This window comes from Enterobacter vonholyi, from assembly GCF_008364555.1.
GTDB classification, from domain to species: domain Bacteria; phylum Pseudomonadota; class Gammaproteobacteria; order Enterobacterales; family Enterobacteriaceae; genus Enterobacter; species Enterobacter vonholyi.
Map to the genome: position 1 here is coordinate 197,340 of NZ_VTUC01000001.1, position 15,197 is coordinate 212,536.

Annotated in this window: 12 protein-coding genes and 1 tRNA gene; 3 read left to right on the forward strand and 10 right to left on the reverse strand. The window is 54.7% G+C overall.

Features of this window, described 5'->3' with window-relative positions; translation table 11 throughout:
• Positions 1–79: 79 nt before the first annotated feature.
• The 7 genes from F0319_RS00955 to F0319_RS00985 all read right to left on the reverse strand — a co-directional run bounded on the left by F0319_RS00955 (position 80) and on the right by F0319_RS00985 (position 7,886).
• Positions 80–2,263 (reverse strand): TonB-dependent receptor, encoded by a 2,184-nt coding sequence (locus tag F0319_RS00955; RefSeq protein WP_149366081.1) that lies wholly within the window; start codon positions 2,261–2,263, stop codon positions 80–82.
• A gap of 184 nt (positions 2,264–2,447) precedes the next feature.
• Positions 2,448–2,723, reverse strand: coding sequence for a DUF1471 family periplasmic protein YahO (yahO, locus tag F0319_RS00960; protein WP_023310654.1), 276 nt, complete (start codon positions 2,721–2,723; stop codon positions 2,448–2,450).
• A 149-nt stretch (positions 2,724–2,872) separates the two neighbouring features.
• Positions 2,873–3,904, reverse strand: coding sequence for an ABC transporter ATP-binding protein (locus F0319_RS00965; protein WP_149366082.1), 1,032 nt, complete (start codon positions 3,902–3,904; stop codon positions 2,873–2,875).
• Between the two features lies 1 nt (position 3,905).
• Positions 3,906–5,480 (reverse strand): ABC transporter permease, encoded by a 1,575-nt coding sequence (locus tag F0319_RS00970; protein WP_188035075.1) that lies wholly within the window; start codon positions 5,478–5,480, stop codon positions 3,906–3,908.
• Positions 5,481–5,504: 24 nt separating this feature from the next.
• Positions 5,505–6,521 carry an iron ABC transporter substrate-binding protein gene (locus F0319_RS00975; RefSeq protein WP_047748646.1) on the reverse strand — a complete coding sequence of 339 codons (1,017 nt, stop codon included), beginning with the start codon at positions 6,519–6,521 and terminating at the stop codon, positions 5,505–5,507.
• A 355-nt stretch (positions 6,522–6,876) separates the two neighbouring features.
• Complete coding sequence (locus F0319_RS00980) at positions 6,877–7,707, reverse strand: CPBP family intramembrane glutamic endopeptidase (RefSeq protein ID WP_149366084.1); 831 nt, start codon at positions 7,705–7,707, stop codon at positions 6,877–6,879.
• 102 nt (positions 7,708–7,809) lie between these two features.
• Positions 7,810–7,886, reverse strand: a tRNA-Arg gene (locus F0319_RS00985).
• A 278-nt stretch (positions 7,887–8,164) separates the two neighbouring features.
• Between F0319_RS00985 and F0319_RS00990 the strand changes: the two genes are divergently transcribed.
• The 3 genes from F0319_RS00990 to fimZ all read left to right on the forward strand — a co-directional run bounded on the left by F0319_RS00990 (position 8,165) and on the right by fimZ (position 11,049).
• Positions 8,165–8,863, forward strand: a complete 699-nt coding sequence (locus tag F0319_RS00990) for an EAL domain-containing protein (RefSeq protein WP_111963360.1) — start codon at positions 8,165–8,167, stop codon at positions 8,861–8,863.
• 24 nt (positions 8,864–8,887) lie between these two features.
• Positions 8,888–9,616 carry a helix-turn-helix transcriptional regulator gene (locus tag F0319_RS00995; protein WP_111963361.1) on the forward strand — a complete coding sequence of 243 codons (729 nt, stop codon included), beginning with the start codon at positions 8,888–8,890 and terminating at the stop codon, positions 9,614–9,616.
• An 800-nt stretch (positions 9,617–10,416) separates the two neighbouring features.
• Positions 10,417–11,049, forward strand: a complete 633-nt coding sequence (gene fimZ, locus F0319_RS01005; protein ID WP_008499339.1) for a fimbria biosynthesis transcriptional regulator FimZ — start codon at positions 10,417–10,419, stop codon at positions 11,047–11,049.
• Between the two features lie 51 nt (positions 11,050–11,100).
• Here fimZ and sfmF read toward each other — a convergent pair whose 3' ends face one another.
• Genes sfmF through F0319_RS01020 form a run of 3 tightly spaced genes read right to left on the reverse strand, consistent with a single transcriptional unit; the run spans position 11,101 to position 15,193 of the window.
• The gene (gene sfmF / locus F0319_RS01010) at positions 11,101–11,622 is read right to left on the reverse strand and encodes a fimbria assembly protein (protein WP_149366085.1); all 522 of its coding nucleotides are present in this window, start codon (positions 11,620–11,622) and stop codon (positions 11,101–11,103) included.
• Positions 11,623–11,631: 9 nt separating this feature from the next.
• A complete protein-coding gene (gene fimH / locus F0319_RS01015; RefSeq protein ID WP_115874401.1) occupies positions 11,632–12,639 on the reverse strand; it encodes a type 1 fimbria D-mannose specific adhesin FimH in 1,008 nt (335 codons plus the stop codon).
• Entirely contained in the window at positions 12,632–15,193 is a 2,562-nt protein-coding gene (locus F0319_RS01020; RefSeq protein ID WP_149366086.1) for a fimbrial biogenesis usher protein, read from the reverse strand. Before F0319_RS01020 ends, fimH begins: the two co-directional genes overlap by 8 nt.
• Positions 15,194–15,197 lie beyond the last annotated feature (4 nt).

A 15,197-nucleotide genomic window follows, 5' to 3' on the forward strand; every position in this document is an offset into this window, starting at 1 on the left:
AAGGGGCACGTTTTAACACTTCATGCTGGAGGTAGCAAGGGATTGGGGCATCCCTGCCCCGGATAACGAGATGGAACGCTTAGAATTCGTAGCCAACCGAAACCTTAAAGGTGCGCGGTTCGCCCTGCGTAATATAGGTACCGGAATCGTCCACGCTGGACCAGTAGTTTTCATTGGACACGTTGTCGATTCCCGCGCGAACGGTCATCTGGTTTGCATTGTGGTTCACCGCGAAGCGATAACGCATCCCCAGATCCAGCGTGGTGTAGCTGTCCAGCTTTTTGGTGTTTGCAAGGTCAGCATATTGCGCGCCGGAGTGGTTCACGCGGGCGGTGGCAGTCAGGCCGTTAATCGGCTTGATGTCGTACTCTGCGCCCAGCACGGCGTAAAAGTTCGGAATACCGATCGCATCGTTACCTTGATTCACGCCATTTTTGGTTTTGGTTAGCTCAGCCTGCAGCCAGGTAGCGCTGGCGTTCAGACGCATCCCCAGCATTGGCTCGCCGAAGACGTTCAGCTCCACGCCACGGTTACGCTGTTCAGCGTCAAGGCCGTAGTGACCGCTGTCGTCGAGGATCGCCGACGGCATTTTGATTTCGAACAGCGCAAGCGATCCGCCCACGCGGCCAAAGTCCGCCTTCACGCCCACTTCATTCTGCTTAGAGTGAACGATACCGGTGCTCTGCCCGTAGTTGGTGGCGGTATTAGGCGCGGTTTTGCCCGGCTGCAGCGCTTCGGTATGGTTGGCATAGAGGGAGATCGTCTCCCACGGCTTGTAGACCACGCCATAGGTTGGCATCCAGCGGCTGCCGTCGAAGCCATCCGCCGCGTTTTCCGCACCGGTAATTTTGTTATACCCGCGAATGACCACCTTCTGATGGCGGGCGCCTGCGGTGAACAGCAGTTTGTCGTCCAGCACGCCCAGCGTATCGCTCAGCAGCCAGCCCTGTGTGCGCGTGCGCCCGCTGGTCAGCGGATCGCTGTACTTTCCACCGGAGCCGTTGAAGTTAGTGCTGTCCGGCATATCGACGCCGGTATTGTGGTAGATGTTGGTGGTCGGGTTATCCTTCGCAGCCGACATTTTCCACGCGATTTTTTCGTTTTTGGTCATCGCCGAATAGCCGACGTTGACCTTGTGCGAGATAAAACCGGTATCAAAGTTACCGCGAATGCCCGCCATGCCGCTGACGGAATCGCTGATACGGTTGGTATCAAGGCGGCTGACCGTTGCCTTACCGCTTTTATCGACCAGCTTCGGCGCGCTGTAGATCCCTTCCTCATGCGCGTGCTGCGCGCCCAGGCCGGTGTAGGCGGTCCAGCCGTCGGTGATGTCGTACTCGCTGCGCCACATCCCAAACTCGTTTTCGATGTCGCTGTAGGCCCACTTCTGAGAGAAGTTGCGATCGTTTTTCGGCGGCTCGGGTACGAAATCCACCGCGGAGATATTGACGCTGGTCGGGCTGCCGTGGAAGGTTTTCTTCTGATAGCCGAGATCCAGCGAGGTGCGGAAGCGGTCACCGCTGTAATCCAGGCCGGTAGAGAGCAGCGTGGTGCGGCGGCGGTCATTCGGTATGCCGGTTTCCCCTTCTCGATGGACCAGGTTCACCCGCGCGCCAAACTGGTCGCTGTCACCGTAGCGACGGCCCGCATCCAGCGTGGTGCCAATCTGGGAATCAGAGGTATAGTCGATGCCCACTTTCGCCTGCGGGAGTTCGCCCGCGTGTTTAGGCTCAAGGTTGATCATCCCGCCCACGCCAGAGCTCGCCGCGCCGTTCATCAGCGAGTTGGCCCCTTTGAAGATCTCGATGCGATCGACCATCTGGGTATCTACTACCTGCCGCGGCAGCACGCCGGACAGACCGCCAAAGGTCATGTCGTCACCGTCAAACTTCAGGCCGCGGATGCGGTAGGTTTCCGCGCTGTTGCCGTACCCCTGAACGAACTGCACGCCCGCGTCGTTAGCGACCACGTCAGCAATGGTTTTCGCCTGCTGATCTTCCACCAGCTTTGAGGTGTAGCTGATGATGTTGAACGGCACGTCCATGGCGTTCTGCTGGCCCAGCATTCCCATGCGTCCGCCGTTCGCCACCTGTCCGTCAAGGAAGGCCGGTACCAGCTGGTCGCCACCGGGTTTGAACTCGCTGGCAGGCTTAGCCTGCACGATGAGGGTATCTTCTTTTTGATCGTCAGCCGCAAAGGAGGAATGTGTTACCGCGCCAACGGCGAGCGCCAGCAGCGTTTTGTGTATGTTGGTGTTGTTCATCGTTAACTCATTTGAAAGTGCGCGCAAAAATGACCCGTTGTCGGGCCTTAGAATGTTTTTGCTGAAATGCAAATGAGAACTATACGCATTATAAATGCATTAGCAAGTGTAACCGCGTTCATGAGGAAGTATGGCGAGAAGAGAGGGTGAACAACCACCCCGTTTCGGGGTGGCTGCAATGACGTTATTTTTTCTTGTAGATATTGGCCGTACCGTGAATTTTATTGTTGGTGTTCCCTGAAGTGAGCACCAGGACATCCGCGCCTTTCTTATCGGCTTTCTCAATCAGTTCTTTTTTTGCATCATCCACCGATACTTCATTCGAGGTGTTTACCGTACCGATTTTTTTATATTGAGATGCAACTTTTTTGAACTCGCTTTTAGTGAGTAGCTGTGCAGCAAAAGCATTGGTTGTAAACAGTAACGCCGTTCCCAACAAAATAGCAGTCGTCTTTTTCATAACCTTTTTCCTTGAGATTAATCAGCAACTACGAAAAACCTCACGCATTGTGGTGAGGTTTTATGAGCATGGTAGAGAATCTCAGAGAATGCCATACGTTCGGGAAAAATCTTTTATAACAACCCGTTGCATGAAATTACTAACGAATATTAAGAATATTCGAATACACGCGCGGTGCCAGCAATATCAATGCGTACCGCCGTGCCAGGGTTCCATCCTGGCTGGCTGACGGTCTTCAGGGTCACGGGCTCGTGCTGCCCGTCGAGCCCAAGGGTGAGCGTCGACAGCTGGCCGGTGAAGTCCACATCAAGAATCGAAATTGGGCTTTCATGGGAGGCACATGCCGTCACGCTCAGCTGTTCCGGGCGCAGCATCACTCTGCCCTGCCCTGTAGCCTGCGCGTTGTCCGTGGGCACCTCACCCAGGGCGCACAGGGCGTAGCCCGCGGTGAGCTGCGCAGGCAGGATCAGCGCATCGCCAAGAAACAGCGCCGTCTCTTCGTCAACCGGACGGGTGTACACCTCATAAGGCGTCCCGACCTGCGTGAAGCGCCCGGAGCGCATGACCGCGACCTGCGTGGCAAAGGACAACGCTTCGTTCTGATCGTGGGTGACCAGAATCGAGGCCACGCCCGCTTCAGCCAGCAGATCGGCCGTGGCTTTACGGGTCATAGCGCGCAGGCCGGTGTCCAGCGCCGAGAAAGGTTCATCCAGCAGCATCAGTGAAGGACGCTGGGCAAGCGCACGGGCAAGCGCCACGCGCTGCTGCTGTCCGCCGGAAATCTCATGGGGCCAGTGCGTTGCGAGCTGCCTGTCCAGAGAGACCATCTCCATCAGCGCCTCAACGCGCTGGCGCTTCTCGTGGCGGGTACCGTCCAGCCCCCAGGCAATGTTGTCTGCCACATTAAGGTGGGGGAACAGCGCGCCCTCCTGAGGAACAAAACCGATCCGGCGCAGGTGGGCGGGAACAAAGTTGTTTTCATCAAACAGCGTTCTCCCCTGCATGACAATGCGCCCCGTGTCGGGCGTTTCAAAGCCGGCAAGAATACGCAGCAGCGTGGTTTTACCCGACCCGGACGGCCCGACAATCGCCGTCCTGCTCCCCGGCGCAACGCTCAGGTTTAAGCTGTCGAGCACATGCACATCAGAAAACGATTTAGAAATGGCGGTTAATTCAAGCATGTCATAGCCCTGCAATTTTCTTCGACTGCATATAGAGAATGGCGGTCAGCGGGAGTGAAATCAGGATCATCAGCATCGCGTAAGGCGCTGCAGCCACATAATCAATTTCACTGGTTAGCGCCCAGAATCCGGTTGAGAGCGTGCGCGTGCCCAGAGGAGAGAGCAACAGCGTGGCGGTCAACTCGTTGCTGACGCCGAGGAAAACCAGCGCGGCACCCGCCGCCGCACCCGGCGCGGCAAGCCGCATCGTGACGCTCCAGAGCGCCTTCGCGGGCGTGCTGCCCAGGCTGCGCGCCACGTTTTCCAGCTCGACCGGCGCCTGAGCAATCCCCGCCCGCAGGTTGATGAGCGCACGGGGCATAAACATCAGCAGGTAGGCCAGGAACAGGGTAATTTCCGTCTGGTAAATGGGACGGGCGTAATGAATAGTGACGGTGACCAGCGCCAGCGCCGTGACAATGCCCGGCAGCGAACTGGTGATATAGATGCACCCTTCCAGCATCCGGAAGATGCGGTGTGGATAGCGGATACCGAGCCACGCGATGGGGATCACGCACACGGTCGTGAGAAGTGCGCCGCCCACGCCGAGCATCAGCGTCTGGCGCAGGGAGTGCCAGAGATCGGCACTCATCCAGTTTTGCACGCCGCCGAGCCAAACCCAGCGACACAGAACAATTAACGGCACGCCCAGCGCCAGCACGATCAGCACGATGAAAAACAGCTGACCCAGCGCGGCCGCCGCAGGCTTCAGCGGCCAGCGTTTCTGCTCGCGCGCGGCCCCGGCGCCAATTCGCGCGTAGCGGGCTTTTCCACGCGTCACGCCTTCCAGCATTAATATAGCCAGGCAGCACAAGGCCAGCACGCCCGCCAGCATGTTTGCCGCCGGACCGCTGAAGGTAGACTGAAACTGGTCGTAGATTGCCGTGGTGAAGGTATCAAAGCGGATCATCACGTACAGGCCATATTCCGCCAGCAGGTGCAGCGCCACCAGCAGCGCGCCGCCGCAGATAGCCAGCTTGAGCTGGGGCAGCACCACGCGGAAAAAGACCTTCCACGGCGGCGTGCCGAGCGACGCGGCGACATCTTCAAGCGTCGGGTCAAGGCGACGCAGCACCGCCGCAACCGGCATAAAGATAAACGGATAGTAGGCAAGTACGGAAAGGAACACGCCCGCAGAGAGCCCGTGCATGGAGGGAACAGCGCTCACCCAGGCATAGCTTTGCACAAACGCCGGAATGGCCAGCGGAGCGACCGCCAGCGCGGACCAGATGCCCCGTCCGGCAAGCTGCGTGCGCTCTGTGAGCCAGGCTATCACCACGCCCGTCACGATACACAGCGGAACCGCCAGGGCCGTCAGCCACAGCGTGTTGCTGAGCAGCTCAGCCACACGCGGGCGAAACACCAGCGCCTTAATGGTTTCCCAGCCGGTCTCAAAGCCAATGGCAATGATAAAACCCAAAGGCAGGAGCGCCATTAATGAAAACAACACAGCTAACGCAACCATCGGCAGTGCAGGACGCCTGCGGACAGGCTCCTGCACTCTGTTTTTTCCGATGTCGAGACTCAGACCAGACATAAGACGTTCACTTCACTCTCAGGATCACAGCAGACCGGCTTGCGTCATCAGCTCGATAACTTTTTTACTGTTGAGCGTTGAAGGTTCAACTTTCGGTGCATCAAGATCTTTCAGCGGAACCAGTTTCGGGTTGGAGGCCGCGTTCACGCCCACGGCGTATTCAAAGGCGTTGTTGGTACGCAGACTTTCCTGACCTTCTTTGCCGGTAATGTACTTGATGAAGGCCTGCGCCTGCGCTTTGTGTTTGCTGGACGCCAGCACGCCACCGCCGGAAAGGCTCACAAACGCACCCGGATCCTGGTGTTTGAAGTAGTAGAGCTGAGTGTTTTTGCTGTTTTCACCGGTTTTAGACTGGTCGACAAAGCGGTAGTAGTGATAAATCACGCCACCATCAATCTGGCCGGCATTGACTGCCTTCATCACGGTGCTGTTGCCTTTATAAGCAACGAAATTGGCTTTCATCGCTTTAAGCCATTCCAGGGTGGCCTTCTCGCCTTTCAGCGCCAGCATTGCGCTCACGATGGCCTGGAAATCCGCACCTGACGGTGATGCCGCCCAGCGGCCTTTCCACTCGGGTTTCGCCAGATCCATCAGCGACTTAGGCAGCTGCTGTTCGCTGAGTTTTGCCGGGTTATAGACGAATACCGTGCTGCGGGCGGCAATGCCGATCCAGCGACCGTGCGCCGGACGATACTCTGCCGGTACCTGCTTCAGGGTGTCTGCATCCAGCGGCGCAAACAGGTTGGCGTTATCCACCAGCACCATGGACGGCGAGTTCTCCGTCAGGAATACGTCTGCCGGCGACGCGCTGCCCTCCTGCACCAGCTGGTTACCCAGCTCGCTGTCATCACCATTACGTAGCGTGACCTTAATGCCGGTTTCTTTGGTAAAACCGTCAACCCACGACTTCACCAGGTTTTCGTGCTGCGCGTTATAAACAACGATACCTTCGTTGTTATCGGCGGCAACCGATTGTGTGGAAAGGAAAAGGGAGGAAGACAACAAGGCAAGCGAGAAGCAGGACAGCAGGCGAGAATTCATGAACATATCCTTAATAGACCAACGGGAGTAACCACTCATAGCTTTGTGGGACAGGATTAAAGCATACAACAACGCTAATGATAATTAGTATCAATCGAGTTTAGTCGTAAAAGTGTAAAATTTCTTTTTAGCAGATTTTAGAATGATAAAAATCCAAATTTTAATGAGAGGTAATTATTAGATTAAGAAAACCTTAAGCCTGCCTATAATGAAATTAATTAGCCTTCTATTTATTATGACGCGAAGGTAAATCTGTTATTCATGCGCCCGGCAGATATAAAAGCCCCGATATTGCGGGGCTTTGTATGCTTATCCGGAGGTAGCTAAATTTATAAGGCTACTAATTTAAAAAGCATCACATAACCGCATGAGGGGCATACATAGGATAGGTGAAGAACAATAAATGCACGCCGTTCAGCCCAAAATGGAATAACGTTGCAACCCAGAGCCTGCCGCTCCACATCCACGCCAGGCCATAAATAATGCCGGAGAGGCTGGCAAAAATAATCAGCAGTAAACCGCCGCTATAATGCATCAGCCCAAAGATGACTGAGGCAATCAACAGCGCTACAACAGGATGAACGATCCGGGACAAGCGCTGCTGCAGGTAGCCTCTGAACAAGGCTTCCTCGGCCAAAGAGACGAAGAAAATATTCGCAAGGGCAAATTGAGCGAACCATTCTGGCGCATGCGGCTCAATTCTAAGCCCGCCCAACGCAACAGCCAGAAGTAACAGCGCGGGTACCGCAAGAACCAATATCGCCCAGCCGACCTTGCCAGCTTTATAGAGGGGTTTTGCTACGAATAACGTTGGCATACACGTAATTAAAAAGAACGGAACCACCGCCTTGTCCATATTAAAGTACATACTGAACGGTATGCTTTGCGGACCAACGACGACAGCATCCAGCACCTTTGGGTTATGAAAACCCGGGATCACATGCAAAACCAGGGCAACGGCAATGACCACGCACGGGCCTTCGACCAGATATGTGTATTTATTATTTTTATTACGTAGCCATTCAACAACAGACCAGCCAACAACGATTGATGCAATAACCAGCAGCGCCGGGGCGTCAAGAATACTCTGTTTCCAGCCGAGAAATGCCGTTAATCCCAGCAGCAGGTAAGCCAGGCTTTTATTAAGAGAGAGTGCGGCAAGCGAAGTTGCGAGTAGATACCACATAAATGTCCTTCATGACCGGTAAATTTTAGGGGTGATGTCCCAAATATGTCCCACAATGGAAATCAGGAGGATGTGAAGGAGGGGTAACTCTATGAAATTAAATGGCACGCCCTGTAGGATTCGAACCTACGACCTACGGCTTAGAAGGCCGTTGCTCTATCCAACTGAGCTAAGGGCGCACTGAGAAGTGTGTACTTCGCGGTGGTGAAACGCGAAGAATTATACGGTCAATGGCAGGTGAGTCAATGCCTTTTCCGTTTTCAGAGTCAATTACCGCTAGCCGATTGTAAATACGGCTATTTTCTCAACATTTTGTCCTGTTTCACCGTAAAATTTAGCGCTGCGAAAAGGCTTAGTTGCATTTAAGTAACGCCTGCTGTTTTCCCGAACGTCAGCTCGTCACACTAGAGTCAGGTATCCCGGCCGCCTGGAGGCTGACAGACAACAGGACAATGGAGTGACAGCGCAAAACCTGATCGATACGCCCCCCCGGTTACAGTACATATCTCAGGACATCGTCGGCATTAAGCTTGAGCCCATCGTCGCCCTTACCTCCTTACGTCAGGTTGGCGTCGAGGTCCTTAGCGTTCTGGCCGACACGCGGCACAGTGAGGACTTTTTTTGCGATCGGTCCGCAGACTGGTCGATAACGCTGCTTGAAGCGCAGCTTGCCACGTTAAAAAATACGCCGCACGGTCATAACCTTTTTATTAATCTGCCGATAACCGTTCTGACAGAGCCCACGTCTTTTCAGCGACTTATAAGATTATCCTGCGTGCCGCTCAATATTGAGTTTGTCGACCCCGCGTCCATTTTGGCGCTTTCCGTCGCACAGAAGCAGTTCGTGGTTCAGAATCTCCATCAGTTGAGCAGACGAGGGCACGCAATCTGGCTGGACGACATCGATGACGTCTTAGTGCAGTCGTTTTTATCCTTTCGACTCCCGTTAAGCGGCATCAAAATAGATAAGGAAGCATTCTGGCGTTTACGCGACACCCCTGAGTTGAGGCAACTGGTTTCCCTTTGCTTTCAGCTTGCCGGGAAAGTGCTTATTGAAGGTATTGAGACTGAACGCGATCGTACCTGTGCACTGCAGGCAGGCGCAGATCTCGGCCAGGGGTATTACTGGCCGTCCTGGACATGGCCGGAGGATTAGAAAGCCATTTCCAGGAGGGAGACCATGCGAATGACAGTGCGCCGTTACCGGCGGCGGCGTACAGGAAGTGATGCACTGGGATTTACGCGCTCACCTTTTGCTCCCCCCTTTTTCGACCGGCTCGAATTCTTGAGCCAGTCCATCAGCCAGCCCCGCAAAACAGACGCCCCTTTTATCCTTCTGGTGACTGAGGATCACTACCTGCGCACCGGTTTTCTCAACGGGCAATTTCCCCTGAGCAGCTGCTGCGACTACGCCACGCTGGACGATGCCCTCATCGCTCAGACGCAGTGGCCCTCAGCCCGTCTGGTCGTGGATATTGAAAGCCGGTCCACGGGGCTTCTGGAGAAACTGGATCAGTTGAGACGGCATAGTCTGTTTCCTCCGTTCCTGACGCCCTGGCTGTTGGTCAGGGCCGATAATTACGACACCCGCCTCTTCTGCAAAGCGGCAGGTCCCTTTCATGTTCTCGAACGCCAGCTGAATGCCGCTGCGCTCCAGCAGAGCCTGCTGGATACCCTCCCTCCGCAGGGTACGGAGAAAGACTGGTTTTCACGCAACGAATGGCCCATCCTGCAGGAGCTTTCCCGGGGCAAGACATTACGTCAGATTGCCCTTATGCAGAATCGTCCCTATAGCCGTATTATCTATCGTCTCAGCTGCATCCTGGTGAAGCTCGGGCTGAGCCATCGTCAGGAATTGCTGCATCTTCTTAATAACCTCTCAGACTGCACATTTTCACTCACGTCCTAACCCCTTATTTCCTAAAGCTGTTTAGGAATTTACTTACCACCTGCGTTGCATAAATGTTAATTTTTAACAATTAAATCGAATTTATAACTATTCCTAATTTAAGGACGCGAACATTGTGAAATGCCACAGAATGAACAAACGGCAGCACTTTACTCCATCCGTTAAGTGAATGCAGATAGCGTTAACAAGATGATAATGATGTAAAAACAAGCAGCTTAGCGGCAACGTCAGGGAGGAAAAAGCAAAGCGGATAGCATGTTCTCCTGTGCAGGAGATGTGGACCTTCTAATCAACCAGCGCGCTTTCAGATGAAGGACTGGCGGCCTGCGAGGGCAATTGTTGAGCTCACCAGCGTGGGTTAGTCCCCCTAAATGATGGGTATTTTCGTTAACAATTAATCAACATTAAGAGATATCTGTTATTTTTTGTTATTACATAAAGATGAAAATATGCGGTAAATGAGATAACAGGATATTTCCGCTAAATTTAAAAAAATAGCGATTCAGATCCAGAAGATAATACAAACCCATAAGCGGATATTAATTTACAGGGTTTTCGGAAAAAACTTACCCTGTATAATAAGATGCGTATCAAATCTGAATAAGAAAAACCTTTTTGCCAACACCAGCCTAATGAGATGACCGCGCTGAGGCATAGTTCTTTTCATTACGTAAACAAGGATGCTTTCGCTCTTTCCAGGGAAATACTACGGTATAGGGATCTGCACATTATATCCTTCCGGCATTTCGAGAGTTTTACCAAACTCTGCACAACGCTTTTAACAATCTGAGGCATTAAAAATGAAACCGGCATCCGTTATCATTATGGACGAACATCCTATCGTCAGAATGTCGATAGAAGTCCTGCTACAGAAAAATAAGAATATCACAGTCAAGCTCAAGTCTGGCGATAGCCATGAAGTCCTTGACTGTATCCGCAATCACCCTATCGATCTGGTGATCCTTGACATTGAACTCACGGGCACGGATGCTTTCGCTTTGCTTAAGAGAATCAGAAACTTAAACAAAGACATTAAGGTTCTGTTTCTCTCGTCTAAATCAGAGTTATTTTACGCGGGTCGCGCCATTCGCGCCGGGGCAAATGGCTTCGTCAGTAAACGTAAAGATTTGGGCGAGATCTACAACGCCGTAGAAATGATCCTGATGGGCTATTCCTTTTTCCCGTCAGAAACGCTGAACTTTATAAACCATTTGGGTTCAGGGAAAGGGATGGCAGTAGATATGCCATTATCGAACCGCGAGGTCACGGTATTACGATATCTGGCGAATGGATTATCCAATAAGGAAATTGCTGAACAGCTACTATTAAGCAACAAAACCATTAGCGCGCATAAATCCAATATTTATTCCAAGCTGGGTGTGCAAAGCATCGTGGAATTAATTGATTACGCCAAAGCGCACGAACTGCTTTAACCTGAATTCACTCCCTGCAGCTTATCTGAGCTGCAGGGAGTGCGGTCAGTGCTAATTATAGTTAATCATAAAGGTGGCATCCGCATCGGCTCGTCCGGGCTGAGGGTTATCTGCGGTGGCAATATAATTGGCATAAAACGACAGTATCGCATTCCCCTGCGCATCAACCGAGACCGGCTGGCTGGCCTGCTGGAGAGCCAGGCGCGTTTTATTCGCATCCCTGATCTCTACCGCGACACGACTTGCAGTACTGGCGTCATTCAGCGCCAGCAAACCGTTATTGCTCCCGTCGGCTTTACCCGAAAACGTGATGGACGCCGAGCCCGGCGGACAGCCGGTCAGCTTCAGCGTAAACGGCATGGGCTGCGTGCGGCTCCCGGTGGTGCTGAGCTGTTTCGTGGGCCATGTGCCCAGCGTGACGGTCTTGTCGCTGTCGCTGCCTTCCGCGACGCAGGTAAAATCGACAATATTGCCGTAGAGCCGAATATTAATTTCGCCCAACGCGGTGTCCGCCTGGGCCTGTGTGCAAAGCGCAAAGAGCGCTACGGTGATTAAACGGATCCCGTTTCGCATATCGGCTCCTTAATCGTAATCCACGCGCAAATACCCGCGCGAGGTGAAGCGCCCTTCCGCAGGCTTATTGCCCGTCACGCTCACCGGCCAGACCCGGATCCCCACCTGCGCCTGCGCGCTGTCGTCAAGGCGGAACGGAATTTTACTTGTCAGGTTGTTAGGCGTCAGCGGCGCCCCGCTCTGATTAGCAATGATGAATCCCACATCCGGGTTATCCGACACCAGCACATTATCAGAGACTTTTTCCGCCTCGACGCGCATCGTCAGCATGGCGTTCGCCTCTACGTTGGTGCATTTAATGGCGATGGTTTTGCTCTGCGATGAGACGCCCTCCGGTTTGTTACCTACGCCCGCCTTGCTGAACAAGGAGGCGCCAATGTCGCCGAAATCAAACTCCACCACGTTACCTGCATTAATGGCGCAGCTTTGCGGCACCTGAATGGTTCCGCTGTAGCTAATGGTATAGACCGGCGTGGTTAACGGATCGGATGAGGTGGTGGTGACGTAGACGCGGAACATGGTGGCGCGCGGGATAACGACCATGTTAATAAAACGCCGGGTCACCTTAAGGCGGAAGACAAGGCTGGAGTCCTGAACGCCAAACGGTTTGTTTTTAGAGACGTTAGGATGGCTCCCCATCTGGATATAGCTTTTTGGCGGATAAAACACGCCAGCATAGCTGTCCGTGATTTTCATGGCCCCGTCCAGATAGTCGTTAAGCTTCAGATACTGGTAGCCATCGCTCGTTCCTGTTACCTGATAATCGGTCACATAGCTACGCTTGGTGGTATTCCCGACGGTGCCCTTCGGGCAGACGGCATTGACCCCTACCCACTGCGACTTCTCGCTGAGCGTCACGACCTGTCCGATCTGGTTATTCGAGCTGTTGAATTTATCCGTCAGATCGTAATGCACTTCCGTCGGCACGCCTTTTTCATTGACGCACACGGTCGCTAATGCGTTTGTCGCGGGCAGTAACGCCAGAAGCGACAAAGCAAAGATTTGAGTTTTAATCACAGCCGATCCCCTTAAGTGTGATTGCCTGTTGCAGGCTCTTTTCAGACAAGCTGTAAGGCGCGCGACACTGGGATTGCGCCCCGTCGCCCCACTGGATCAGCAGTTCGCCTTCCAGCGGCAGCCCGCTCAGGTAAATTTGCCCGTCATCCCCCACCATGCTGGTCACGCCGCTTCGGTTTTCGCGAACCACCGCGCCGAACGGCACCGGCTGGTTGCCGCGCATCACCGTCAGCAGGGCGCGCACGCCGATGCGGGTATCAAAGCTGGCGCGCACCAGCGCGCCTTTGGTTGGCACCACGCTGCTCACGTTGTTTTCGATATCGGTGTTATTGCTCATGGTGTTGGTATCCAGCGCCACACGGTTGTAGCGGTAGACAGTGGCATACGGCATCACCGCGTAGCCTCGCCAGTCGGTTCTCACGCCGGTCTGGTTTTCCACGCTGACGCCAGATGCCCCCGGAGCTTTGATCAGCACGTTGGTGTCCCCCAACGGCTGGCTGAAGGTCACGCCATCGGCGTGGCCGACCACCCCGCCGGAGAGCTGCCAGTTGAGATCGTGCTGATCGTCGCTGTAGTTGTAGCCGACGCCCAATGTGCCGTAGGTCGCCTGCCAGTTGGCGCTGGCGCTTCCGCTTGAGCCGTTGGTGCTGGTGTGTCCCTGGGTCACGCTGTAGTTCAGGTTGCGGTCTTCCAGCAGCGTGCCGCTGACGCCGGTTTGCCAGCTTGTATCGCCATCGCTGTTCCGGCTGGCGGATGCCGTAGCGTAGGCGCGGTCAATCGCGCTGTCCCGACGATAGCCCTGACGGGTAAAGATGCTGAACGGCACGGAGACGTTAAACGACGCGATGCGGTCGGTGCCGTCGATCCCGACGGATTTGTTCCACGACCACGAGACGGAGTAGTTGATCCCCTTCATGCCTCCCGCGTAGCCCAGCTGGTACCAGAGATTCGTCTCGTCTGTTCCCCAGTAGGTCTGCTCGCTACCGGAGATATAGACCGAGCCATAGTCCCCCAGCGACTGAGAAACGTTGAGCTGGAAGCGGCCTTTTTTATTCCACGTCAGGTTGTGATAACTCTGCACGTCCGGCACATCGTTATCGTTCTTGCTATCGGCATACTGATAGCCCTCCATTGAGCGCCAGGCCACATCGTCAAGGGTGTAAAACCCTTTTGTGGAGTAGCGGTACCCCAGCAGCTGGAAGTTGGTGCCGAAGCCGTTAAGGGATTTCGCGTAGAGGAAGCGCAGAGACTGCCCTTCATGCTTGCTGTCGTCCGCGAGCTGGCTGCGGGCGTGGGTGATATCGAGCGAGACCGCGCCCCAGTCGCCCAGGTTTTTTCCGGCCCCGACGGCCACCGCGGTATAGCGCGATGCCAGCTGAGTTCCGCCGTAGAGCGTGTAACCGTTGGCGAGACCGGTAATCAGGGTTCCCTGGGTGAAGAATGGCGTATCCTGATCGCTGTTACCGCTGCGGTAATCCCCCGCCACGAGGTCATACTTCCAGCGCCCTTCACGCTGCAGAAGCGGCACGGTGGAGTACGGCACGGTATAGCGCTGCTGGGTGCCGTCTTTCTCTTCGACCGTGACTTCCAGGTCACCGCTTGAGGAGGTGGGGTTAAGGTCGGTGATGGCAAATGCGCCCGGCTGCACATAGCTTTGATAGATAACGTAGCCATTCTGTCGAACGACCACTTTGGCGGGCGTACGGGCGATCCCGCGCACGGTCGGCGCGTAGCCCTGCAGGCTGTCCGGATACATGCTGTCAGACGAGAAAAGCCGCCCGCCGCGAAAACCCATGCTGTCGAAGACGTCATTCCCGGTATTGCTGTCGCCCAGCACCAGTTCACTTTTCAGCGGGATGACGGTGCGCTGCGCCCAGGTGCCAATATTCTGCCACTCGCTGTGCCGCTGCCCGTTATTCTGCGTGTACCGCCATGCGCCGTTGTTACGTAAACGCCAGGCGCCATAGTTCAATCCGCTTTGCAGGTTGAGGTAATAGCTGTCGTCTTCGCTTCCCCGGTTACCGGAGAAGCTGTAGTTCACCAGTGCGGCGGGGATACCTTCATCCCACTGTTCAGGCGGAATATAGCCCCGGGCGCTGTTTTGCAAAGCCACCTGCGGCAGGCTGACGTCCAGACGCTGCGAGGCAAAGTTGAATACCGTTTCGCTGCCGGGTATAGCCGTGGTCAGCGGAACGCAGGTCTCGCCCTGCACCTTAGCCAGCTCGGGAAACGCCGCGACGTTGACGCCAAAGCGATCGAGCATCGCGCGCGTAATGCACGCCGACAAACCGCCCGCCACCGGCGGTGTGTTCTCTGCCAGCTCAAAACGCACGTCCTGGGTACCGATAAACTCATCGTTACGCCAGATATCCACGCGATAAACGCCGGGTGCCTGCTGGTGTCCTTGTTCAAAACGCGACAAATCCGCCACGCTGGCGGTATCGTCGGACAAAAAGGCCGGGTTGAAATAACTTTCGCTCCAGCCAGCCTGCGGCCAGAGCGCAGCCATCAGCGCCAGTGCAACCGGGCAGTAACGTCCCTGGTGGTTTTTCATCGCC